General features: G+C 70.2%; 19 protein-coding genes. 10 read left to right on the top strand and 9 right to left on the bottom strand.

Features of this window, described 5'->3' with window-relative positions; all coding sequences use genetic code 11:
- Nucleotide 1: 1 nt before the first annotated feature.
- From ACTWQO_RS27910 to ACTWQO_RS27895, 4 genes are all read right to left on the bottom strand, one after another.
- On the bottom strand, nucleotides 2–1,489 hold the full coding sequence (locus ACTWQO_RS27910; RefSeq protein WP_443240186.1) for a protein kinase domain-containing protein: 1,488 nt from the start codon (nucleotides 1,487–1,489) through the stop codon (nucleotides 2–4).
- 38 nt (nucleotides 1,490–1,527) lie between these two features.
- Nucleotides 1,528–2,145, bottom strand: a complete 618-nt coding sequence (locus ACTWQO_RS27905; protein ID WP_443240117.1) for a hypothetical protein — start codon at nucleotides 2,143–2,145, stop codon at nucleotides 1,528–1,530.
- A gap of 183 nt (nucleotides 2,146–2,328) precedes the next feature.
- Nucleotides 2,329–3,072: an N-acetyltransferase gene (locus ACTWQO_RS27900; protein ID WP_443240116.1), complete on the bottom strand. Its 744-nt coding sequence runs from the start codon at nucleotides 3,070–3,072 to the stop codon at nucleotides 2,329–2,331.
- Between the two features lie 15 nt (nucleotides 3,073–3,087).
- Nucleotides 3,088–3,813, bottom strand: coding sequence for an HNH endonuclease family protein (locus ACTWQO_RS27895; RefSeq protein ID WP_443240185.1), 726 nt, complete (start codon nucleotides 3,811–3,813; stop codon nucleotides 3,088–3,090).
- A gap of 149 nt (nucleotides 3,814–3,962) precedes the next feature.
- Between ACTWQO_RS27895 and ACTWQO_RS27890 the strand changes: the two genes are divergently transcribed.
- Nucleotides 3,963–4,148: an antitoxin gene (locus ACTWQO_RS27890; RefSeq protein WP_443240115.1), complete on the top strand. Its 186-nt coding sequence runs from the start codon at nucleotides 3,963–3,965 to the stop codon at nucleotides 4,146–4,148.
- Between the two features lie 84 nt (nucleotides 4,149–4,232).
- Here the strand turns inward: ACTWQO_RS27890 and mfd are convergent, their stop codons facing one another.
- The 3 genes from mfd to ACTWQO_RS27875 form a co-directional block, all read right to left on the bottom strand.
- Nucleotides 4,233–7,763, bottom strand: a complete 3,531-nt coding sequence (mfd, locus tag ACTWQO_RS27885; protein WP_443240114.1) for a transcription-repair coupling factor — start codon at nucleotides 7,761–7,763, stop codon at nucleotides 4,233–4,235.
- A 462-nt stretch (nucleotides 7,764–8,225) separates the two neighbouring features.
- Complete coding sequence (locus tag ACTWQO_RS27880; protein ID WP_443240113.1) at nucleotides 8,226–10,790, bottom strand: ABC transporter permease; 2,565 nt, start codon at nucleotides 10,788–10,790, stop codon at nucleotides 8,226–8,228.
- Complete coding sequence (locus ACTWQO_RS27875) at nucleotides 10,787–11,575, bottom strand: ABC transporter ATP-binding protein (protein WP_328363204.1); 789 nt, start codon at nucleotides 11,573–11,575, stop codon at nucleotides 10,787–10,789. Before ACTWQO_RS27875 ends, ACTWQO_RS27880 begins: the two co-directional genes overlap by 4 nt.
- A 448-nt stretch (nucleotides 11,576–12,023) precedes the next feature.
- On the opposite strand from ACTWQO_RS27875, the gene ACTWQO_RS27870 reads away from it, so the two are divergent.
- The 9 genes from ACTWQO_RS27870 to ACTWQO_RS27830 all read left to right on the top strand — a co-directional run bounded on the left by ACTWQO_RS27870 (nucleotide 12,024) and on the right by ACTWQO_RS27830 (nucleotide 20,893).
- Nucleotides 12,024–13,526, top strand: a complete 1,503-nt coding sequence (locus tag ACTWQO_RS27870; RefSeq protein WP_443240112.1) for an MFS transporter — start codon at nucleotides 12,024–12,026, stop codon at nucleotides 13,524–13,526.
- A 98-nt stretch (nucleotides 13,527–13,624) separates the two neighbouring features.
- Nucleotides 13,625–13,999 (top strand): type II toxin-antitoxin system RelE/ParE family toxin, encoded by a 375-nt coding sequence (locus ACTWQO_RS27865; protein WP_443240111.1) that lies wholly within the window; start codon nucleotides 13,625–13,627, stop codon nucleotides 13,997–13,999.
- Nucleotides 13,996–14,304 carry a helix-turn-helix domain-containing protein gene (locus tag ACTWQO_RS27860; protein WP_328363196.1) on the top strand — a complete coding sequence of 103 codons (309 nt, stop codon included), beginning with the start codon at nucleotides 13,996–13,998 and terminating at the stop codon, nucleotides 14,302–14,304. The genes ACTWQO_RS27865 and ACTWQO_RS27860 overlap by 4 nt, the downstream gene beginning before the upstream one ends.
- A gap of 102 nt (nucleotides 14,305–14,406) precedes the next feature.
- Nucleotides 14,407–14,940, top strand: a complete 534-nt coding sequence (locus ACTWQO_RS27855) for a GNAT family N-acetyltransferase (RefSeq protein ID WP_443240110.1) — start codon at nucleotides 14,407–14,409, stop codon at nucleotides 14,938–14,940.
- A 277-nt stretch (nucleotides 14,941–15,217) separates the two neighbouring features.
- Entirely contained in the window at nucleotides 15,218–16,057 is an 840-nt protein-coding gene (locus ACTWQO_RS27850; protein WP_443240109.1) for a helix-turn-helix domain-containing protein, read from the top strand.
- Nucleotides 16,029–16,244 (top strand): DUF397 domain-containing protein, encoded by a 216-nt coding sequence (locus ACTWQO_RS27845; RefSeq protein WP_443240108.1) that lies wholly within the window; start codon nucleotides 16,029–16,031, stop codon nucleotides 16,242–16,244. Before ACTWQO_RS27850 ends, ACTWQO_RS27845 begins: the two co-directional genes overlap by 29 nt.
- 109 nt (nucleotides 16,245–16,353) lie before the next feature.
- Nucleotides 16,354–18,702 carry a hypothetical protein gene (locus ACTWQO_RS27840; protein ID WP_443240107.1) on the top strand — a complete coding sequence of 783 codons (2,349 nt, stop codon included), beginning with the start codon at nucleotides 16,354–16,356 and terminating at the stop codon, nucleotides 18,700–18,702.
- 185 nt (nucleotides 18,703–18,887) lie between these two features.
- Nucleotides 18,888–19,289: a DUF485 domain-containing protein gene (locus ACTWQO_RS27835; RefSeq protein ID WP_443240106.1), complete on the top strand. Its 402-nt coding sequence runs from the start codon at nucleotides 18,888–18,890 to the stop codon at nucleotides 19,287–19,289.
- Nucleotides 19,286–20,893, top strand: coding sequence for a sodium/solute symporter (locus tag ACTWQO_RS27830; RefSeq protein ID WP_443240105.1), 1,608 nt, complete (start codon nucleotides 19,286–19,288; stop codon nucleotides 20,891–20,893). The genes ACTWQO_RS27835 and ACTWQO_RS27830 overlap by 4 nt, the downstream gene beginning before the upstream one ends.
- 37 nt (nucleotides 20,894–20,930) lie before the next feature.
- Here ACTWQO_RS27830 and ACTWQO_RS27825 read toward each other — a convergent pair whose 3' ends face one another.
- Together ACTWQO_RS27825 and ACTWQO_RS27820 are read right to left on the bottom strand one after the other, a co-directional pair.
- Nucleotides 20,931–21,818, bottom strand: a complete 888-nt coding sequence (locus tag ACTWQO_RS27825; RefSeq protein ID WP_443240104.1) for a cellulose-binding protein — start codon at nucleotides 21,816–21,818, stop codon at nucleotides 20,931–20,933.
- 197 nt (nucleotides 21,819–22,015) lie between these two features.
- On the bottom strand, nucleotides 22,016–23,108 hold a 1,093-nt coding region (locus tag ACTWQO_RS27820; protein WP_443240103.1), incomplete at its 5' end, for an SUKH-4 family immunity protein.

Below are 23,108 nucleotides of genomic sequence, written 5' to 3'. Positions count from 1 at the left end.
GCTAGCCGCGCACCTGCCCCAGCCACTGCAGTGTCCGGCGGATGTCGGTGGCGAGGGGGTGGCCGGGGCCGTGGAGGCGCTCCACGTCGAGTACCAGGCGGGCGAGGGTGTCGTGGGCGGCGCCGCGGTCGCCGAGGGCGAGGAGCAGGTGGCCGATGCGGCGGCGCACGTCGTGGGAGAGGTGGGGGTCGCCGGCGACGTACTGGTTCTCGTAGTACGGCAGGAGCGTGCGGTACTCCGCGAGTGCCGCCGCCGGTTCGCCGAGCTGTTCGAGGCACTGGGCGGCTTCGTAGCGGAAGCGCAGGGACTGGGGGTCGGCCTGGCCGGCCTCGGCGGCGCGTTCGTCGGCGAGGCGGCGGAGTTCGGGCAGCGCGCGCCGGTACTGGCCGTCGTCCATGAGCGTGGCCGCGTACTGCTTGCGCAGGGTGCGTACGACCGGGGAGTGCTCGCCGTGCTGTTCGGCGGCGACGGGCAGGATCGCGCCGAGGATGTCGACGGCCTGGGTGATGCGGCCCTCGCCGAGGAGGCGCTTGACCTCGTCCACGGCTCGGGCGACGTCCGGCTTCTCGGCGACGGGCTGGACGACGGGGGCTGGTTGGGGCGCGGGTGTGCGGGCGCGGTCAGGCCAGGGCGCGTGCGGGCGCAGGAAGGGGCGCCTGGGGTCGAGGGGCGCCATGGTGGGTGTCCCGCGCCCGGGCAGGAGCAGCGCGAGGTGCTCGTACACCTCCTGCGCGGAGGCGGGCCGGTGCTGCGGGTCCTTGGCGAGCAGACCCAGGACGAGCGTTTCGAGTGGCTCGGGGACTTCGGGGCGGATGCGGCGCACGGGCACCGGGGGCTCGTACAGGTGCCGGTGCAGCACGCCGAGCGCCGTCGAGCCCGAGAACGGCACGTCGCCGCTGAGGAGTTCGTGCAGCACCACGCCGAGTGCGTACAGGTCGGTGTACGGGCCGACCGCGCCGCCCATCGCCTGCTCGGGGGCCATGTAGGCGGGCGAGCCGATGGGCGTGCCGGTGTGGGTGAGGCGGGTGGTGTCGGTGTCCATGACGTGGGCGACGCCGAGGTCGAGGACGGTGATCGTGCCGTCCTGCTTCACCATCACGTTGCGCGGCTTGAGGTCGCGGTGGACGATCGGCACCGCGTGCACGGCACTCAGCACGGCACACAGCTGCGCGGCGACCGCGACCGCCCACTGCCACGGGTACGGGTCGCGCTCGGCGAGATGACCGGCGAGGTCGACGCCGTCGACGTACTGCATGACGAGGAACAGTTCCTCGCCCGCGGTGCCCGCGTCATGCACCGTCACCAGGCCGGGGTGGTCGACCTGCGCGGTCACCCGGCACTCGCGCTCGAACCGGCGGCGCAGTTCGTCGGCATCATGGCCGGCCACCTTGTCGGGCCGCAGCAGCTTCACCGCCACACGCCGGTCGAGTCGCTGGTCGTAGGCCGTCCAGACCTGGCCCATGCCGCCCTGTCCGATGAGGGTGGACAGGGCATACCGGCCGGCGACGACACGTCCTGCCCCCACGGTCACCTTCCGCTCTCGTGGTTGCCGTCGTGCTTGCGCAGATAGTCGCTGAGCTCGTCGAGCTCGGCGCGCACCTGGTCGATCCGGGCCGGGGCGGGGCGCTGCGGCGGGGTGGGTATCGGCGTCCGGTCCGCGGGGGCCGGGGGCATCGGGGGCGGGAAGTGCGGGGCGGCCGGGGTCTGCGGCGCGGTGGTGGCGGTGTACGGCGTCGCCGCCTGCGGGAAGCCCTGCCCCGGTATCGGCGTCTGCCCCGCGCCGTACGCGCCGGCGCCCTGGCGGAGCCGCTGGAAGTGGCGTATCTCGGCCACGAGGTAGTACGCGACGCTCGCCACCAGCGAACCCATCAGCAGGAAGAACCCGAGGTAGCCGGCCGGGCTGCTGATCTCCTCGGCGGGCTCGGAGCCGAGGAGCCCGATCGCGACGATGTCGACGGCGATCAGGGCCCCGAGCAGGACCCAGTCGCGCATCTTGCGGGTGACGGCCGCCAGGCGCAGCAGCATCGCCCAGGCGAGGAAGCCGAAGCTGATGATCGAGAGCGTCACGAACACCACACGCAGCAGAATCAGCCACAGCGTCGGAGGCGGCTGCTTCACCGGCTGCGGGTAGCCGTGGCCATGCATGACTGCTCCTGGTGCCTGAAGTGGGGCGTACGGGACCCTCGGCGTCGCCTCGCGCGGGCGCGACGTCGGTGGTGCGGTTGTTCGGTTCGAGCGTATAGGCCGACACCGACAACCGGTCCGGGTTGTACCGAACCGTTGTCGTACCGGCCAGTCCCTACGACCGCCCAGGCGGGAGCCGCACCGTCACACCGCGTGCCGCATCCACACGTTGGGCTCGACATACACGGCGTACCCCTGCTCCGGTTCGCACCGCACCGGCACCAGCCCACCCGGCACCTCGATGTCACCGGCGGTGTCGAAGGGCAGGCCCGTCCAGCCGCGCCACTGCTCCAGCGAGCCGGTGACGGTCATGGACGCCGGCGCGATGGAGTCGATGACGGCGCCGGCGCGGGCGTGGACACGCAGCCAGGGGTCGTGCGGGAGCCCGTCGGGGCGTACGCGGTGGGCGTACTCCTCGATGGGCGTGCGCACTTCGAGGTGCTTGGCGCTGGGGCGGACCGGGGCGACGACCTCGCCGAAACCGTGCGCGCGGGCGTTCTCGCGCATCGCCGACAGCATGCGGCCGGACAGTCCGCGTCCTTGGGCGTGCGGGGCGACGGTGACGGAGATGGCGCTGACCGTGTCGGGGCGGACCCCGCGGCGCAGATCGCTGAAGGCCCACACGAGCACTTCGTCCCACCCGCGCGCGGGCAGGTGACCCCGCCCTTCGGCGGCGAGGGCGAACGGCACGCTCTGGGCGTGCGCGACGATCTCGCCCGTCTCGTCCTCGGCGAACAGCACGAACTGAGGGAGTTCGGCGGCGATCCGCGGATAGTGCGCGTCGCCCACCACGTCGTTGATGACGAACTCCGCCCAGCTGTGGGGCATTTCGGCGATCCGCTCACGTGCCTCGGGCCGCTCGGCCAGGCTCCATACCTTCAGCTCCATGCGGTCACCGTAGGTTCAGCCCCCGCACTGGCGCAGCATCATTTCCTTGTCGGGTGCCGTCACCGGCAGCTCGTACTTCAGGGAGACCTGCGCGAAGCGGACCACGTAGGAGCAGCGGATCCGCTTGTTCGGGGGGAGCCAGGCCGCGGGGCCGGAGTCGCCCTTGGAGCTGTTGGCGCGGCCCTGGGCCGGGATCAGGTTGAGCGGGTCGTTGGCCAGTTGCTCGCGTTTGTCCTCGGACCAGCGTGCGGCGCCCATCTGCCAGCCGTAGGAGAGCGGCACCATGTGGTCGATCTGCACCTCGGTGGCCTGCTGCTTGCGCCACTCGATGGTCGTCCCGGTGTACGGGTCGCGCAGCGTCATGGAGATGACGACGCAGTCCGAACCGGAGCGGAAACGGACGTCCTCGCCGTCCCGTTGGAGGAGGTCGTTGCGGGTGTCGCAGCCGTTGCGGGCCAGCGGCACACCGTCCGCCGAGTCCATCCAGGCGTAGCCGAACTCGTCGCGGTCGTAACCCGTCTTCGGGCCGCGCCCCTTGGTCGTCACCTTCTCGATCAGCGCCCGCGCCTCCGCCCGGTCGGCGTCCGAGGTGAGGGGCGCGAGGCCCGGTTTCGTCCCGTCCGGGTTGTCGAACGGGCTGGTGCCGGAGCCGGAGGGTTCATTGGAGCCGGCGGGCTCGCTGTCGACCTCGGGCAGATCGACGTTCTCGCAGCCCGCGAGCAGTAGTGCCATGCCGAGCATTACGGCGGCGGCCGCCGCCCCACCCCTGAGTTGTTTCACGTTGTCCCACGGTAGCGGCCGAGAGGTCCAGACCATATAGGTCCTTAAAAGGCATTCGGCTCAAGTCGGGCGTATCGTCGGTTCTGAGTCACCTCCGGAAGGAGATCTGGATGGGCATCTTCGACAGGTTCAAGAGCAACAAGGCGGCGCAGGAGAAGGCCAAGGGCGCCTCCGACGCCGCGGAACAGAAGATCAACGAGAAGACGGGCAACAAGTACGAGAGCCAGGTCGACCAGGCGCAGCGGAGGGCCGAAGGCGCCATGGGCATGGATCGCGACAAGCCCGAACAGCCGTAGCCGCCAGACTCACGGAGGACAGCAGACCAGGCCGTCCGCGGACACACCCACTTCCCGCGGACGGCTTCACACACTCCGGCGGCCCTACGACCCCAGGATCGACGCCAGGAACTCTCCGACCCAGCCGAGCAACTCCCGCCCGACCAGCGGCTTTCCGCCCACCTTCGCGGTCTTCGGGCGCGGCACCAGCAGCTGGCGGGCGGCCGGCTTGATGACGGTCCCCGGGTACAGCCGCTTGACGCGCAACTCCTGCGACTCGCGCAACTCCACCGGCGCGAAGCGGATGTTGTTGCCCTGGAGGACGATCTCGCCGACGCCGCACGCGCGCGCGAGCATCCGGAGTCCGGCCACCAGCAGCAGGTTCTCCACCGGCTCGGGCAACTTGCCGTAGCGGTCGACGAGTTCCTCGCGTACGGACTTGATGTCCTCCTCCGTGTTGGCGGAGGCGATGGACCGGTAGGCCTGCAGCCTGAGCCGCTCGCCCGGCGCGTAGTCGTGCGGGACGTGCGCGTCCACGGGCAGCTCGATCTTGACCTCCAGCGGCGGCTCCTCCTCGACACCGCCCTCCAGGGAGGCCCGGTAGTCCGCCACCGCCTCGCCGACCATCCGTACGTACAGGTCGAAGCCGACGCCCGCGATATGCCCGGACTGCTCGCCGCCCAGGAGGTTTCCGGCGCCGCGGATCTCCAGGTCCTTCATGGCGACGTACATGCCCGCGCCCATCTCGGTGTGCTGGGCGATGGTCGCGAGCCGCTCGTGGGCGGTCTCGGTCAGCGGCTTCTCCGGCGGGTACAGGAAGTACGCGTAGCCGCGCTCGCGCCCACGGCCCACGCGCCCGCGCAGCTGATGCAGCTGGGACAGGCCGAAGTTGTCGCCGCGCTCCACGATCAGCGTGTTGGCGTTGGAGATGTCGATGCCCGACTCGACGATCGTCGTCGACACCAGCACGTCGTACCGCTTCTCCCAGAAGTCGACGACGACCTGTTCCAGCGCCTGCTCCGACATCTGGCCGTGGGCCGTCGCGATCCGCGCCTCGGGCACGATCTCGCGCAGCCGCGCCGCCGCCCGGTCGATGGACTCGACGCGGTTATGGATGTAGAAGACCTGGCCCTCGCGCAGGAGTTCACGGCGGATGGCCGCGCCGATCTGCTTCTCCTCGTACGGCCCGACGAAGGTCAGCACCGGGTGGCGCTCCTCCGGCGGTGTGGTGATCGTCGACATCTCGCGGATGCCGGTCACCGCCATCTCCAGGGTGCGCGGGATGGGGGTCGCGGACATCGTCAGTACGTCGACGTTCGCGCGCAGCTTCTTCAGCTGCTCCTTGTGCTCGACGCCGAAGCGCTGCTCCTCGTCGACGATGACCAGGCCGAGGTCCTTGAACTTGGTCTCGGAGGAGAACAGCCGGTGCGTGCCGATGACGACGTCCACCGAGCCCTCACGCAGGCCCTCAAGGGTCGCCTTCGCCTCGGTGTCCGTCTGGAAGCGGCTCAACGCCCGTACGTTGACCGGGAATTGCGAGTACCGCTCGCTGAACGTCCCGAAGTGCTGCTGCACCAGCAGTGTCGTCGGGACGAGCACGGCGACCTGCTTGCCGTCCTGCACGGCCTTGAAGGCGGCGCGGACCGCGATCTCCGTCTTGCCGTAGCCGACGTCGCCGCAGATCAGCCGGTCCATGGGGACCGACTTCTCCATGTCCTCCTTGACCTCGGCGATGGTGGTGAGCTGGTCGGGCGTCTCCACGTACGGGAAGGCGTCCTCCAGCTCCCGCTGCCATGGGGTGTCCGCGCCGAAGGTGTGTCCGGGGGCCGCCATGCGCGCGCTGTACAGCTTGATCAGGTCCGCGGCGATCTCCTTGACCGCCTTCTTCGCGCGGGCCTTCGTCTTCGTCCAGTCGGCGCCGCCGAGCCGGTGCAGGGTCGGGGCCTCACCGCCGACGTACTTGGTGATCTGCTCCAGCTGGTCGGTGGGGATGTACAGCCGGTCGCCGGGCTGGCCGCGCTTGGCGGGCGCGTACTCCACGACCAGGTACTCGCGGGTCGCGCCCTGCACCGTCCGCTGCACCATCTCGATGTACCGGCCGACACCGTGCTGCTCGTGCACGATGTAGTCGCCCGCCTCCAGGGTCAGCGGGTCGATGGTCTTGCGGCGCCGCGCGGGCATCCGGGCGCCGTCCTTGCCGGCCGCCTTCTGCCCGGAGAGGTCTGTCTCGGTCAGCACCGCGAGCTTCAGCGCCGGATCGACGAAGCCGAAGTCGATCGAGCCGCACGCCACATGCACCACGGACGGGGAGATCTCGCCGAGGTCCGCGTCCAGGCGCGCGGCGATGCCCTCGCCGCCGAGCACCTCGACGGTCCTGGCCGCCGGGCCGTGCGCTTCCGTCACGTACACCGTGCGCCAGCCGTCGGCGAGCCAGCCCTTGGTGTCGGCGAGCGCCCGCGCGGTGTCCCCGCGGTACGACTCCGGGGCGTGCATGCCGAGCTTGAGCGTGTCCGCGTCGAGCTCCTCGTCCGCCGCGAACGGCGACACCGACCACCACATCATGTCCAGCTCGCGCGCCCGGTCCCGGACGTCCGCGATGGCCCACAGGGAGGCCGCGCCGACGTCGATCGGCGCGTTGCCACCGCCCGCGGTGGCGGCCCAGGAGGCCTGCAGGAACTCCTGGCTCGTCGCCACGAGATCCGAGGCACGCGTGCGTACCCGCTCCGGATCGCATACGACGGCCATGGCGCCCTTCGGCAGTACGTCGAGCAGCAGCTCCATGTCGTCGACGAGGACCGGCGCGAGGGACTCCATGCCCTCCACCGCGATCCCCTCGGCGATCTTGCCGAGCAGTTCGCCCAGCTCGGGGTGGGCCTCGGCGAGGGCACGCGCGCGTGCCCGCACCTCGTCCGTCAGCAGCAGCTCGCGGCAGGGCGGCGCCCACAGGCCGTGCTCGGCGACCTCCAGGGAGCGCTGGTCGGCGACCTTGAAGTAGCGGATCTCCTCGATGTCGTCGCCCCAGAACTCCACGCGCAGGGGGTGTTCCTCGGTGGGCGGGAAGACGTCCAGGATGCCGCCGCGTACGGCGAACTCGCCGCGCTTCTCGACGAGCTCCACGCGCGCGTACGCGGCGGCGGCGAGGGCCTCCACGATCGTGTTCAGGTCGGCGGTCTCGCCGGTGCGCAGGGCGACGGGTTCCAGGTCGCCGAGGCCCTTGACCTGGGGCTGGAGCACTGAACGCACCGGCGCTACGACCACGGAGACCGGGCCCGTCTCCGGGTCGTCGGCCCTGGGGTGGGCCAGGCGGCGCAGGACGGCGAGGCGGCGGCCGACGGTGTCGCTGCGGGGGCTGAGGCGCTCGTGCGGGAGGGTTTCCCAGGATGGGTACTCCGCGATGCCCTCCGGGGGGAGCAGGGAACGGAGGGCTGCCGCCAGGTCCTCCGCCTCGCGGCCGGTCGCGGTCACCGCGAGGACCGGGCGGCCGGACTCGCGGGCCAGCGCGGCGACCGCGAGGGGGCGGGCCGCTGGGGGGCCGACCAGGTCGACGTGCATGCGGTTGCCGTCTGCGGCCGCCTTGGTCGCTTCCGCGAGGGCGGTGTCCTTGACGACGGCGTCGAGCAGACCGTGCAGGCTCATGTGGAGGAGGGCTTTCCGTCCGGGGGTGGGCAACGCGAAGGGCCCGACTCGTTGCACGGGCCGGGGGTCTCCAGCGTACGTCGGGGCGCTGCCGTGCGTCGGGGCCTGTGGATAACGCCGGTTTTCCACAGCCCCGGCACCGGAGCCGACGTCGCGGTATCTCGCCCCCGCCGCCCCTACCCGTCCCATCCCTGGGGGCTGCGCCCCCAGACCCCCGCTTCGGCCTGAACGGCCTCGTCCTCAAACGCCGGACGGGCTAAAACAGCCCCTCCGGCGTTTGAGGAGCGGGGTCCAGGGGGCAGAGCCCCCTGGCGGGGTCGAAGGGGCGGAGCCCCTGGAGGATGGGAATGGGTAGGGGCGGCGGGGGCGAAATCCGCCCTGGCATGCACGAACCCGGTGCCGAAGAGTCCCCCCAGACTCCCCGGCACCGGGTCCTTCCCCCGCAACCCCCGTATGCGGTGGCTACTCGGTCGCGATGGCGTTCAGGACGTTCATGCGGCCCGCCCGGAACGCCGGGATGAGGGCGGCGAAGAGACCGACGAAGGCCGAGCCGATGAACACGCCGCCGATCGTCACCCAGGGAATCTCCAGGACGTTCAGGCCCTCCAGGGCGAGGAGCCTCTGGGCGGTGGCGCCCCAGCCCATGCCGAGGCCAAGGCCCAGCAGGGCGCCGAACAGGGCGATGACCACCGACTCCATGCGGATCATCCGGCGCAGCTGGCGCCGCGAGAGGCCGATCGCCCGCATCAGACCGATCTCCCGCGTCCGTTCCACCACCGAGAGGGCCAGCGTGTTCACCACACCCAGCACCGCCACGATGATCGCCAGAGCGAGCAGGCCGTAGACCATGTTCAGAAGCTGGCCGACCTGATCCTTCAGTTCCTGCTTGTAGTCGGTCTGGTCGCGGACCTGGTACTGCGGGTACGGCTCCAGGGACTTCTTCAGCGCGGCGTACGCCTCGTCCTGCTGACCGTCCTTGGCCTTGGCGAACATGATCTCGTTCGGCGGGATCCTGTCGGCCGGGAGGTACTTCCGCATCGTCTCGATGCTGGTGTAGCGAGCGCCTTGGTCGAGCGCGGAGTCGTCGTCCGTGATGGCGGCGACCTTGAGCTTCGCCGTCTCGCCGCCCTTGAAGGCGACGGAGATGGTGTCGCCGACGCGGACACGGTGCTTCTTGGCGTAGTCGGAGCCGACCGACATCGCGTCCTTGCCGTACGCGGCCGACAGCGTGCCCGCCATGGTGGCGCGGCGCAGGTCCTCCGCGTACGTCGGGTCGGCGGCGACGAGGCCGGAGTCGTCCGTCTTGCCGTCCGGGGAGGTCAGCGTGGCGTCGAGGTCCTTGTAGGAGGTGACGTGGGCCAGGGCCGGGCTCTGCTCCATCGCCTTCTGGGCCTGCGGCACGATCCGCTGGTTGCCCTGGACGATGAAGTCCGCGCCGACCGACTTGTCGAGCTCGCTGGTGGCCGAGGCGACCATCGAGGAGCCGACGACCGACAGACAGGCGACCAGCGCGAGGCCGATCATCAGGGCCGCGGCGGTGGCGCCGGTGCGGCGCGGGTTGCGCAGCGCGTTGCGCTCGGCCATGCGGCCGACGGGACCGAAGGCCCGCAGCAGCACCGCGCTGATCACCCGGACGACCGCGCCCGCCAGCAGCGGGCCGATGACGACGAAGCCGATGAGGGAGAGGACGATCCCCGCGCCCAGCATCAGCGCGCCCTCGCTCGCCTTGTCCGCGTTCGCCGCGGTGTAGAGGGCGAACCCGCCGGCGCCGGTGAGCACCGTGCCGATCACGCCCCGGATCCAGCCCGCCTTCACGTCGGCCGGCGTACCGGCGTCGCGCAGCGCGGCCATCGGGGAGACCTTGCCGGCGCGGCGGGCCGGCAGGTAGGCGGCGAGGACGGTGACGACGACACCGAGGATCACACCGGCGATCGGGGTGCTGACCTTGATGGTGAGGTCGTCGGTGGAGAGGTTCATCCCGGCCATCGACATGAGCTTCATCAGGCCGATCGCGATACCGACACCGGCGGCGACGCCGAGGATGGAACCCACGACGCCGAGGAACAGCGCCTCCACCAGCACGGAGCGGTTGACCTGCCTGCGGGACGAACCGATCGCCCGCATCAGGCCGATCTCGCGGGTGCGCTGGGCGACCAGCATCGAGAAGGTGTTGATGATCAGGAAGATGCCGACGAGGAAGGCGATCCCGGCGAAGCCGAGCATGGCGTACTTGATGACGTCCATGAACTCGCCGACGTCCTTGCGGTTCTCGTCCGCGGTCTCCTGCTGCGTCTGGATCTTGTACGTGCCGTCCAGGGCCTGCGTGACGTTCTGCTTGAGCTGCGCGTCGGAGACGCCCGCCGCCGCGGTGAGGTTGAACTGCGTGAACCGGCCGGTGGAGCCGAGGAGTTCGCGCTGGGCGGTGTCGGTGTCGAAGTAGACGACGGAGGCGCCGGGGTTGGTCACCTTGAAGGTGGCGATGCCGACGATCTTCGCGCTGAAGTCACCGGTCTGCGCGATGGTGCGCAGCTCGTCACCCAGCTTCAGGTCGTGCTTGTCGGCGGTGTCGGCGTCGACCATCACCTCGGTCGGCCCGCGCGGGGCGTGTCCGGAGGTGATCTCCATCGAACGCAGGTCGTTCTTGGTCCAGTTGCCGGCGATGGTGGGCGCGCCGGTCGTCGACCCCATGTTCTTGTTGTCGCTGTTGACGACGGTCACGTTCATCGAACTGACCGCGCCCTCGGCCGACTTGACGCCCTCGGCCTGCTGCGCCTGCGCCAGCAGCGAGGCGGGCAGCGACTCCGGGACGCCGTTCTGCGGGGTCTCGTCGGTCTTGGCCTCCTTCGGGGAGACCGTCACATCTGAGGAAGTCGTCGCGAAGAGCTTGTCGAACGTCGTGTTCATGGTGTCCGTGAACACGAGCGTGCCGCACACGAACGCCACCGACAGCAGCACCGCGACCGCGGAGAGGGCCATACGGCCCTTGTGCGCGAAGAAGTTGCGCATGGAGGTCTTCAGGACGGTCATGACGTACGTCCCCGGGCGTCGAAGTCCTTCATACGGTCGAGGACGGCCTCGGCGGTCGGCTTGTACATCTCGTCGACGATGCGCCCGTCGGCGAGGTACAGCACGCGGTCGGAGTACGAGGCGGCCACCGGGTCGTGGGTGACGATCACGATGGTCTGCCCCAGCTCGTCCACGGACCGCCGCAGGAACCCGAGCACCTCGGCACCGGCCCGCGAGTCCAGGTTTCCGGTCGGCTCGTCACCGAAGATGATCTCCGGCCGGGCGGCCAACGCCCGGGCCACGGCGACACGTTGCTGCTGCCCGCCGGAGAGCTGCGTCGGCCGGTGCTTGAGCCGGTCACTCAGCCCCACGGTGTCGACGACCCGCCCCAGCCACGCCTTGTCGGGCTTCCGCCCGGCGATGTCCATGGGAAGCGTGATGTTCTCTATCGCGTTGAGCGTCGGCAGCAGGTTGAACGCCTGGAAGATGAACCCGATCCGGTCCCGGCGCAGCTGCGTGAGCTTCTTGTCCTTCAGCCCGGTGATCTCGGTGTCGTCGAGGTAGATCTGCCCGGACGTCACGGTGTCGAGCCCGGCGAGGCAGTGCATCAGGGTGGACTTGCCGGACCCCGAGGGGCCCATGATCGCGGTGAACTGCCCGCGAGCGATGTCCACGTCCACCTGGTCCAGGGCGACGACACGGGTCTCCCCGGACCCATACGCCTTGACGACCTGCCGCGCCCGCGCGGCAACGGCCGTACGCCCTCCAGTACCCCCGTGCCTGGGAATGGTCACAGCCGATGTCACGGTATGTCTCCTATGTCGGTCAGCAGATGAAGCGTGTCGGTCCAGCGGAACCGTGCGTTGGTGCGGTCACGCCTGAGATTCGGTACTGAGATTCGGTACTCGGTACGCCCATGAGTCTGGTCGCGGCAGGGGGTGCTGCGCGCTGGTGCCCGACCCCGTCTTTTCCTGGGGAAAACCCCACCCCCGCGGGTTCGGTACGGCGCCCCCTCGGCGTAAAGCCAGGTTAAGGACGACCCCGTACCCGTCTCGTCCTCCGCCGGTACGAACCCTCCCCGAGCCCTAGTACGGAGGGACCCCTAGGGGCAGTCCACCCTTCGGTGGAGTACGCCTCGGGGTTGTCTCCACCCTCGGACGCACTCAGCCTCCACCCTCCCGCGACGTGAGGCGCAAGTGGGATGCTGACGCGCGGAAGATAGATGCAAGGGGAATGCATGGGGAAGGAAGCCCGGTGGGCCGTACGAGACCTGCGATACCCGACACCGCACAGCGCGCCAGAACCGAGAAACGGGGAGCCGTCGTAGCGGCCCTCATGCTCGCGATGGCGCTCGCGGCCCTCGACTCCACCATCGTCTCCACGGCCGTACCGCAGATCGTCGGCGACCTCGGCGGCTTCTCCGTCTTCTCCTGGCTCTTCTCCGGCTACCTGCTGGCCGTGACCGTCACCCTCCCCCTCTACGGCAAGCTCTCCGACACCTTCGGCCGCAAACCGGTACTGATCGCGGGCGCGGTGGTGTTCCTGCTGGGCTCGCTGCTGTGTGCGGTGGCCTGGAACATGGGGGCGCTGATCGCTTTCCGGATCGTGCAGGGCCTGGGCGGCGGGGCCCTCCAGGGCACGGTCCAGACGCTGGCCGCCGATATGTACCCGCTGAAGGAACGCCCGAAGATCCAGTCCAAGCTGTCGACGGTGTGGGCGGTGTCTGCGGTCGCGGGACCGGGTATCGGCGGAATCCTGGCGGCGTACGCGGACTGGCGCTGGATCTTCCTGATCAACCTGCCGATAGGGGCGGTTGCCCTGTGGCTGATCGTCCGGCACCTCCACGAACCCGAGCGCGAACGGGCCGCACGCGCGCGTGTCGACTGGGCGGGCGCGCTCGCGGTGTTCGCCTGCGGCGGCGTGCTGCTGACGGCCCTGGTGCAGGGCGGGGTGGCGTGGCCCTGGCTGTCGCCGCCGTCCCTGGCGTTGTTCGGTACGGGACTCGCGCTCGTAGCGGTCGTCGTGATCGTCGAGCGGAGAGCCCGCGATCCGATCATCCCCGGGTGGGTATGGCGCCGCCGCCCGATCGCGGCGGTGAACCTGGCGCTGGGCGCGCTCGGCCTGCTGATGGTGGCACCGACGGTGTTCCTGCCGACGTACGCCCAATCAGTCCTCGGCCTGGCCCCGGTGGCAGCCGGCTTCGTCCTGTCCGTCTGGACCCTGAGCTGGCCGATCTCGGCGGCATGCAGCCAGCACGTGTACCGGCGCATCGGCTTCCGCAACACGGCGATGCTCGGAGTGGGGTCAGCATCTCTGCTCCTGCTGGCGTTCCCTTTCCTCCCCTACCCCGGCCAGGCATGGCAACCGGCCCTGCTGATGCTGCTGTTGGGTGCGGCCCTCGGCCTCTTCCAACTCCCCCTGCTCGTCGGCGTGCAGTCGACGGTCGGCTGGGAGGAACGCGGCACGACGACCGCATCGGTCCTCTTCTGCCGCCAGACAGGCCAGACAATCGGCGCGGCCGTCTTCGGCGCAGTGGCCAACGGGGTGCTGGCGGCACGGCTGGGCGGGGCGAGCGACCTCGACTCGGTGACAAGGGCGCTGGACGCGGGCGCCGCGTCGGAGCCGGTACGGCGGGCGATCGCGGACGCGGTGCACGCGGTGTATCTGGGGGCGGCGGGGGCGGCGGCGCTGGCGTTCGTGGTGCTGTTGCTGATGGCGCCGAGGCGTTTTCCGGTGCTCAAGGAGGACAGAGGCTGACCTGTCCCTGATCAGGTGAACTTGGGCGAGAAACGGCCGGGACGAAGCCCGGTGACCGTTTGGGTGAGCAGCGTATGCCCCACTCGAACGGAACAGTGATGCCGGAACCGCCTGACCTCTACACGATCGAAGTCGAGCCGGAGGTGCGCGCTTGGCTGGAGATGCTCTCACCATCGGACTACAGGGCTGTCGAGCGTTTCGCCGACCGTCTCGCCACGGACGGGCCCACACTGCCCTTCCCTCTCGCCAGCCACCTCGGCGACGGGCTGCGGGAACTGCGTATCGGCGCATTCCGCGTCACCTACTGGTTCGCCCCGGGGCGACGTGTGGTGCTGCTGACCGTGTTCCGCAAGAACAAGATGCGGGAGACGGACGAAGTCCTGAGAGCCCAGCGAGCCAGAAAGCTGTGCGCCGCCGAGCACCCTCCAGCCGATGAGCACGACGTCTACAGTAGGGGTGAGGAGGCCCGATGAGCAGCGGATACCACACCAGCTGGAAGGTCCCGCCTGAGCACCGCGAAGACCCCGCGTACCGTGCGGCAGGACGTCGTATGGACTTCGCCCAGGCGGTCCATGACCGACGGTCCGCCCTCGGCTGGAGCACCGCCGAGCTGGCCCGCCGAGCCGGCCTGTCAGAAGAGGACATCGAGTCCATCGAGGAGAGCGGCATCGACCCGACCCTCGAACTGATCGAACGGCTGGCCGGCGCCCTGGAGGCCGGTGCGCGTATCGACCCGCGCGCCACCCCTGAATTCCGTTTCGACGATCACGCGGCCTGACCCGCACGCGAATCCCCCCGCCGACGCCCAGTGTCGACGGCCGGCCGGATCCGCTGTGAGCGCTCGCATCTCGGTCGCCGGGTTCTCGGAGTCGGCGAGTTGATGGCGCCAGGCGTTTCCCAGTGCTCAAGGAGCAAAGAAGGAGGAAAGGTGAGGCTGGAACGGCTGCGCGCTGACCACGCGCGCGTGCTGCTCGCGTTCGAGCGGGAGAACAGGGAGTACTTCGCCCGCTCGATACCGGACCGCGGGGACGCCTACTTCGCCGACTTCGCCGCCGTGCACGAGGCACGGCTCGCCGAACAGGACGCCGGAGTCTGCCACTTCCACGTCATCGTCGATGACGAAGGGCGTCTGATCGGGCGCGTCAATCTGATCGACGTCGAGGACGGCTCGGCGGAACTCGGCTACCGCGTCGGCGAACACGCGGCCGGCAAGGGCGTCGCCACGCAGGCGGTCGCCGAGATGTGCCGAGTCGCCGGTACGACGTACGGCCTGACATCCCTGATCGCTGTCACCACCCTGGACAACCGAGCCTCCCGGGCCGTCCTGGAACGGAACGCCTTTACCGCCGTAGAAGACATCACCATCGACGACCGACCCGGCATCCGCTATCGCCGCTCGCATCTCGGGCACTGACAGGGCGGGAAGCGGCCCGCGAGATCAAAGGGCGCGTCCTTACGGGACGGCTGATACGTCACTTTCGGTCCCCATGTACGGCCGCCGTCGCGGGAGACGCGGAGGGTGAGAGACGGGCCGGGAACCTCTTCATACGGGTCTTTCTCCAGGTCTGCTTGCTCCACACCCATCCCCTTCACTGTGCGTGCCGTTACATGCACACAGTGACGTCACCCTGGGTACGCTCGGAAGATGGCTCAGCGTGACAACGCAGTCCGCACGGAGGGGAGTTGCACGGGTGGCGATCGAGGACAATCCGCGTTCGCGTGAGCAGTACGGCGCGGAACTCAAGCGGAGGCGAGAGGCGGCGGGCCTCACGCAGGAGGAGCTGAGCCAGCGTGCGGTGATGTCACGCACGCACATTGCGCATATCGAGGGTGGGCGGCGGAGGCCGGATGTGGAGGATGCGCGGCGACTCGACCAAGTGCTGGGTGGTGACGGGTTCTTCGTGAACTTCCTGCCCATCCTGGATGGTCGCAAGGTAGCGGAACACTTCGAAGAAGCCTTGGAGTTCGAGGGCAAGGCCACTGAGATCCGGGAGTATGCCCCCAAGTTGGTGCCGGGCATCCTTCAGACTTCGGCGTATGCACGCGAGGTACTCAGCTCGGGTGCCTCGCCCAAGAGCACCGAGGAACGTGACGAGCTCCTCGTCACGCGCCTCGAACGCGCCAGCATCCTTGAGAACTTCCACTCACCGAAGGTGTGGACGCTGCTCGACGAGGCGGTTCTACGGCGGCCCGTCGGCAGCCCGGCTGTGATGTGCGAACAGCTCCGTCACATCGTGACCCTTGGCGAGAGCCACCGCATCCGGGTCCACGTCCTCCCTTTCTCGGTCGGCTACCACGCCCTGCTGGAGGGCTTCGTCTCCCTTATGTGGTTCGAGGACCTCCCGCCCATCGCGTATGTGGAAGGCTTGAAGTCGGGCCGGGTCTGGGAACTCCCGTCCGTGGTCCGCCAATGTCAGGTGGCCTACGATCATGCGCTGGGCGACGCGCTGTCGCACCGCCAGTCCCTGGCGCTGATCAGGTCGGTCGCGGAGGATTATGCGAATGAAGCGCAACGAGCACAGCATCCCTGACGCCTCTGCCCTGACCTCGTGGCGCAAGTCGAGCTACAGCGGCGGCAGCAGCGGCGACTGCCTCGAAGTCAACGACGCCGCCCTCCCCACGCACGTCCCCATCCGCGACAGCAAGCACCCCACCGGCCCGGCGATCGTCTTCTCCGCCCCCGCCTGGTCCGTATTCGTCACGTCTCTCGCCAAGTGACCACACAGTTCCCCTAGGGACCCCACCCCCCACCCCGCACCCCACCTTCAGGGTCCTCCCGTCCTCCCGAACGACGCCCGTTGCCGCCCCGCCCCCGTCTCCTGGAGGCATGGACTTCAACAGGCGTACGGCTCTTGCGGCGGGACTCGGGATCGCAGTGGCGGGTGTTCCCACCGCCCAGGCGACTACGGGCGGCGCGATCACGGTGCCGGGTGAGTCCCCGGTGCGTACGAACATCCCCTTCGCACGGGACCGGCGTGCCTCCGGCGGGCGCTACCTCGCCCTGCTCACGGCCGAGCAACCTCCCTCCTCGGACGGGTGGTTCGCCACGTACCGACTCAAGGTCCCTCACCCCGGTATCTACGCCCTCACCGCCATCGCCACCGCCCCCGTCGAGACCCCGCACACCGAGGCCGTCGCCTCGTACCTTCAACTGGCCGTGAACAGCGGCCCCTTCGTCGACCTCGCTCACTCCCAGCCGCACTGGTACGAGTCGAAGCCCGCCTGGGGCGACCTTTCCGTACTCGACCTCGGCCGTGTCGAACTCCGGCGCGGTGACAACACGTTGACCCTCCGCGTCCGCGAACCCGCCGTCCTCGACACCACCACCGCCTACGCCCTCTCGCTCGACCACCTCACCCTCCGCCTCCTCCACCGCCACCCCGCCCTGCACCGGCTCACCGTCCCCCGCCACCGCGACGGCGAGCCCGCCCGCCTGCATCTGACCCTCGATGGGCATGCGACCCGCCCGTACGCCATCCACTACACCGTCACCGACTACGACGGCCACCGAGTCGCCAACGGACACGCCGCCATCCCCGCAGGCCGAACCACCGTGACCGTCGCCCTCCCCCACGACCTCCCACCCGGCCACTACCGCGTCCATGCCGACGGAGTCACCGGCGCCTTCGCCCGTCTCCCCGCCCGCCCCGCGCTCACCGGCACCGCCAGCTGCTTCGGCGTCAACATCTGGCACTCCTCCCTGATCCCCCCGGCTCGCCTCCCCGAATTCGCCGCCGCGGTAAGGGACATGGGCGCCGGCTGGGTCCGCGACGGACAGTCCTGGCCCGTCGCCGAGCCCGCCCCCGGCGCATACGACACCGCCCACCACGACCGCGCGATCCGCACCCTGCGCGCCCACGGCCTCGCCGTCCTCGATGCCCTCTCCCCCGCCCCGGAGTGGGCGATGACCGACGCCTCACTGCCGCTGCCCGCCGACCTCCGCCATGCCTACCGTTACGCCCGCCGCCTCGCCCAAGCCGGCCCCGAGGCGCTCCAGCTCTCCAACGAACCCGACGTCGACACCACCCGCAGCACCGGCGACGCCCATGCCGCCTTCGTCAAGGCGGCGGCGCTCGGCGTCAAGGACGCGTCCGACGCTCCGCCGCTCGTCGTCCTGCCGGGCATCGCGCAGGCGGGCCCCTTCCAGGACCTGATGCTGGCGAACGACGTCGTCCGGTACGCCGACGTCTGGGCCTTCCACGGCTACCCCGACCCCGCCGCGCCGGGTGAGCCGCAGTTCCCCGGTGCGGCGGACGAACAGCACGCGCTCGCCCGGCGGCACGGGGCGGACGTACCGCTGTGGATGACGGAGTGCGGGGCGTTCCAGCAGACGCCCCGCGATCTGACGCCCGCGCAGGAGGCCGTACAGGCGCGGTATCTGGTGAAGTCGATGGTGGAGGGGCTGGCCGCGGGGAACGCCAAGCAGTTCTGGTTCGCCGGGCCGCCGCTGCACGACGACGGCGTGTACTTCGGGCTGCTCGACCGGGAGTTCGCACCGCTGCCCGCGTACAGCGCCTTCGCCGCGCTGACTTCGTTGCTGGGGGCGGCACGGTTCGTGACGGCCCGGCAACTGGCTGACGGGGTCCGGGCGTTCGTCTTCGACAGCGGGCGTGGGGAGCTGGTGACGGTCGCATGGTCCACGAAGCGGGGCTTGCGGCGGCTCGATCTGCCAGGCGTGGCGTACGACATCATGGGGCGCCGGATCTCCGGGAGCGTGACCGCCTCACCCGATCCGGTCTACGTCGTCTCGCGCGGCGGTTCAGAAGAACAGAATGTCACTCATGGCCGCCCTCTCCCCTCCCCCGCCGAGCACATCGTCCTCAACCAGCGCTACTCCGCCCGCAACGGCGCCCCCGGCAAGGACAACGGGGACGCGCCACCGCCGTACGGATACCGCCTGACTCGTCGCACGCGCATGGTCGTCGACGTCTACAACTTCGGTGTGGCGGCGCGATGGGTGACGGTCAGCGGGCGAGGGGACGGTGGGTGGTCGGTGCGGGCGGAGGGTGGCTCGGGCCGGGTGCGGGTGCCGGGCGGGGGGAGGGTCGCCGTCGGCTTCACGCTCGTCGCGGGGAGTTCCGTGCGGCGGCGCGTCGATCACCGGGTGACCTTCCGTGCGCGGCTCGACGATCAGGCCGACGTACCCGTTTCCGTAGCGCTCGTTCACCTCAAGTAATCGTAAAAAGTCTGAGTTAACGCGGGTAACAGCCCAGGTCAGCGTAGCAAGCGCATACCGACCGATCAGTTTGGTGAAACCCTCGACCGTCCCGGCTACCAACGAGTAGCGTGCGCACTCCGCTCGCCCCCCACCTCCCTGCGGTCCGTCACCCAGCGGACCCGAGCCACGCAAGGAGTACCGGGATGTCCTACGACCCGTACACCTACCCCTGGGCGCCACCAGCCCCAGCCGAACCGCCCGCCGCCCGACGGGTGCCGGACCGGCCGCCGCTGGGGCACCACCGGGATCTGCGGATCCTGCGCACCGCCTACCGCTGGCAGCGGCGGGTGGCCACGCTCACCGCGCTGGGCTACTTCACGCTGTTCCTGATCCTGTCGGCGTTCGCGCCGGGGTTCATGACGAGCACCGTCACCGACGGACTGCCCGCCGGCCTGCTGCTCGCGCTGCTTCAACTGCCGGTCACCTGGCTGGCGATCGGGCTGTACGAGTACACGGCCCGCCGCCATGTCGACCCGCTCGCCGACCGCATCCGCAAGGAGGCCGAACTGGACGCCAAGCGGGAGGGGAGGGAAGAGGCCCGATGACGACCGACTTCGGCAACAGCTCCATGTCGCTCGTGGCGTTCTCCACCGTCGTCACCATCACGCTGCTGCTGTGTGTGATGACCGGGCCCGACCGGGACGACCTCGACGAGTTCTACACCGGCTACAACTCCCTGTCCCCCATGCGCAACGGGCTGGCGATCGCCGGGGACTACGTCTCCGCGGCGACCGTACTGGGCACCGGCGGGGTGATCGCGCTGTACGGCTACGACGGCATCGTGCTGGCCCTGAGCACCGCGCTGTCGCTGATGCTGCTGATGTTCCTGCTGGCCGAACCGCTGCGCAACGCGGGCCGGTTCACCATGGGGGACGCGCTGGCCCGCCGTATGCCGGGGCGGTGCGTGCGCATGACGGCGTGCGCGGTGACCATCGCGGCGCTGCTGCCGCTGATGCTGGTGCAGCTGGCGGGGACCGGGCAGTTGATGGCGTACATCCTGGGGTTCTCGGGCTCGTCCCTGAAGACCGGCTGCATCGTCGGGCTGGGTGCGCTGATGATCAGCTACGCGGCGATCGGCGGGATGAAGGGCACGGCTCTCATCCAGATCCTGAAGATCGTGATGCTGCTCGGTTCGGGCGCCGTGGTCGCCGTACTGGTGCTGAACCGGTTCGACTGGGACGCGGGCGCGCTGTTCGACGCGGCGGCGGCGCAGAGCGGGGTGGGGCCGGCGTTCCTGGAGTCGGGGCTGCAGTTCTCCGGCGGGCCGCATCCCCAACTGGACATGATCACATCGCAGTTCGCGGTCGTGCTGGGCGGGGCGTGTCTGCCGCACGTCACGATGCGTATGTACACCGCGTCCAGCGCGCGTCAGGTGCGGCGCTCGATGTCCTGGGCGGTGTCGTCTGTGGTGCTGTTCGTGCTGGTCATCACGGTCGTCGGGTTCGGCGCGACGGCGCTGATCGGGCGGGCGGCGATCGTGGAGGCCGATTCGCAGGGCAACTCCGCGTATCTGCTGGGCTCGCGGGCGGTGTTCGGGGCGGACATGTCCACGGTGGAGACCTTCCTGTTCACGGCGGTCACCACGGCGATCTTCCTCACCGTGCTCGCCTCCGTCGCCGGCATGATCCTCGCCTGCGCCAACTCCCTGGCCCACGACGTCTACGCGGCCCGCGTCCAGGAACTGTCGCCGCGCCGCGAGATGCTGCTGGCCCGCCTCTCCGCGCTGGCGGTCGGCGTCCCGGCCATCCTGCTCGCCACGCTGGTCCAGCACCGCAGCCTGCAACCCCTGGTGACCCTGTCCTTCTGCCTCTCCGCCTCCGCCATCGCCCCCGCCCTCGTCTACGGCCTCTTCTGGCGCCGGTACACGCGGGCCGGCCTGCTGTCGACGCTGATCGGCGGCTCGGTGGTCGTGCTGCTGCTGATGCCGGGCACGAATCTGGTCTCGGGGTCACCGTTCTCGGCCTTCCCCGAGGCCGACTTCAACTGGTTCCCGTTCACCACGACCGGCCTGGTGTCCATCCCGGCGGGCTTCGCCTTCGGATGGCTGGGGACGATGATCTCCGGGCGGCGGAAGGCGGAGGAGCAGCGGCGGCAGTACGAGGCGGTGGAGGGGCGGATCCTGGCGGGGGCGGTGCGGAAGGGCGAGTGAGACAACCGCCGCCACCGCTGGGAGCGAAGTCCGCTGCTCACTCCGCCGTCGCGCGGGCCTTCAGCGCGGTCAGGCTGCTGCGTACGCGGTCGATGTGGGCGCGTACCTGGTCCCACCGCTCCCCGTGCTCGCGCAGCACGCGCTCGGTCTCGCGGGCGATCTGTTCCCGGCGCGACCGCGCCTCGGCGAGCACCTCGGCCGCCCGCGCGTCCGCCTCTTCCTGAAGCCGCTCCATCGAGCCCTCGGCGTCGGCATAGGCCTGCTTGGCGTCGGCGAGCGCGGCCTCGGCACGCACGGCCCGTTCGGCGCACTCCGCCTCCAGCGCGGCGATGCGTTCGGCCTCCTCGCGCTCCACCTCCGCCCACCGCTGGGCTTGCTCCTTCGCCTGGTCGGCCAGCAGCGCGGAGACGCGCTGCCGCATCTCCCGCAGCGCGGCGAGGGACTCGGTACGGCTGTCCTTCACCTCGCGCCGGGCCGCGATACGGATCTCGTCGGCCTCGGCGTGCGCGACGACAAGGGCCTGGCGGGCGAGTTCCAGGGCGTCGGCGCGTACGACGTCCGCGTCCGCCTGCGCCGCGGCCTGGGCGCTGGTCGCGTACACCTGCGCCTCTTTCGCGCAACGCTGCGCCTCCTGCCGCGCGGCCTCCCGTACGGCGGTGGCCTCCTCCTCCACGAGCTGGAACAAACGCTGCGCGCGCTCCCCGAGCGCCTCGTACGTCTGCGGGACGAGCTGCGCCACGGTCTCGCGCAGCCGTACGACCTCCGCGTCCATCTCCTTGGCGAGCACGGTGAGGCGCGCCGCGCGCTCCCAGGCGGCGTCCCGGTCCTGGGAGAGCGCCTCGACAAACGCGTCGGCCTCTGCGGGACGGTAGCCGCGCCCCCGTACGGCCACGAAGCCATGTGGCGACACCGGTGCGCTGCTCATCCTGGGGCTCCTCTCCATCAGACGTGACGTCATCAGACGTGGCATCAAATACAACTGATTTTGCGCACATCCTGATGGATCAGACGGAAGTGTTCATAACGCGACACTCCGCGCAGAGGTCACGGCTGCCAGACAGAGCGCGGGGGCCGGTGGTGACCGGCCCCCGCGGAGGATCTTCGTACGACGTCAGCGGCGCGTCAGAGCAACCCGTCCCACATCTGCTCCAGCAGCACGGACCACCAGCTCTCCGGCGAACCCAGCGCCGCCGGGTCGAGCGAGGCCAGCTGTGCCTGGAAGTCGACCGTCCAGCGGCCGGCCTGCTCCTGGTTCAGTCCGAACCGCAGCCGCCACATCCCGCCGAGCAGCGCCAGGCAGCGCTGGAACTCGGGCAGCCCCGTGTTCACGAACTGCGGCGGTACGGACGCACCGCCCGGCCCCGCCTCCACGGGGACGGCGACGATGTTCGCCGTCCCGTACTGCACGCAGATCGCCTTGCCGAAGTCGCTGCCCATGACGAGGTACGAGCCCGCGTCCGGCGCCGGCTGCACGCCGCGCTCGGCCGCCAGCTCCGCCAGCGTCGGCACCGGCCGCCCCGGCTGGGCCTGCGCCCAGAAGAACGGGCCCATGTCCATCGGCAGCCCCGCCATCACCAGCGAGTGCGCCACGACCGGCGGCACGCCCTGCCGGGACACCGCGGCCTCCTCGAACCGGAAGATCCCCGGCCCGAACGCACCCGCCAGCTCCTGCGCGATCCCCTCCGGGGGAATCGGCGGCGCCGACTGCACCTGCGGAAGCGGCGCCCGTACGGGGGCGGGGCGCGCGGGTCCGTCGGCGACCTGGTGCAACTCGCCCTGGTGAGCAAGGAGTTGCCGCATGCCCTGCTGCCGGCTCGCGTGATCCGTGCCGTACGGCGCGATGCTCGTGATCCGCGCCTGCGGCCACTGCTCCCGGATCATCCGCGCACAGTACGCACCCGGCAGCTCACACGACTCCAGCTCCGTGTGCAGCTCCAGCACCTTGTCCGGCGGGATGTTCATCGCCCGCAGCTCATGGAAGATCTGCCACTCCGGGTGCGGCGTCCCCGGCGCCGAACGCCGGATCAGCTGCTGCTCGGAACCGTCCTGCGCGCGGTAGCGGAGCACGGCCTGGTAGCCGGGGCCGACCGTGGGCTGGGCGGTGGGGGGTTGGGGGTAGCCGTAGGCCGGGGGTTGTTGGCCGGGGGGTGGGGACTGGGCTGGGGCGGGGTGTCCTGGTGTGGGGTGCCCTGGTGCGGGTTGGCCGGGCATTGGG

Origin of the sequence: Streptomyces sp. 4N124 (genome assembly GCF_052245395.1) — a bacterium.
In the GTDB taxonomy this organism is placed as follows: domain Bacteria; phylum Actinomycetota; class Actinomycetes; order Streptomycetales; family Streptomycetaceae; genus Streptomyces.
The sequence above is the reverse complement of the archived record's forward strand: the minus strand, read 5'-3'. Positions and strand labels throughout refer to the sequence as shown.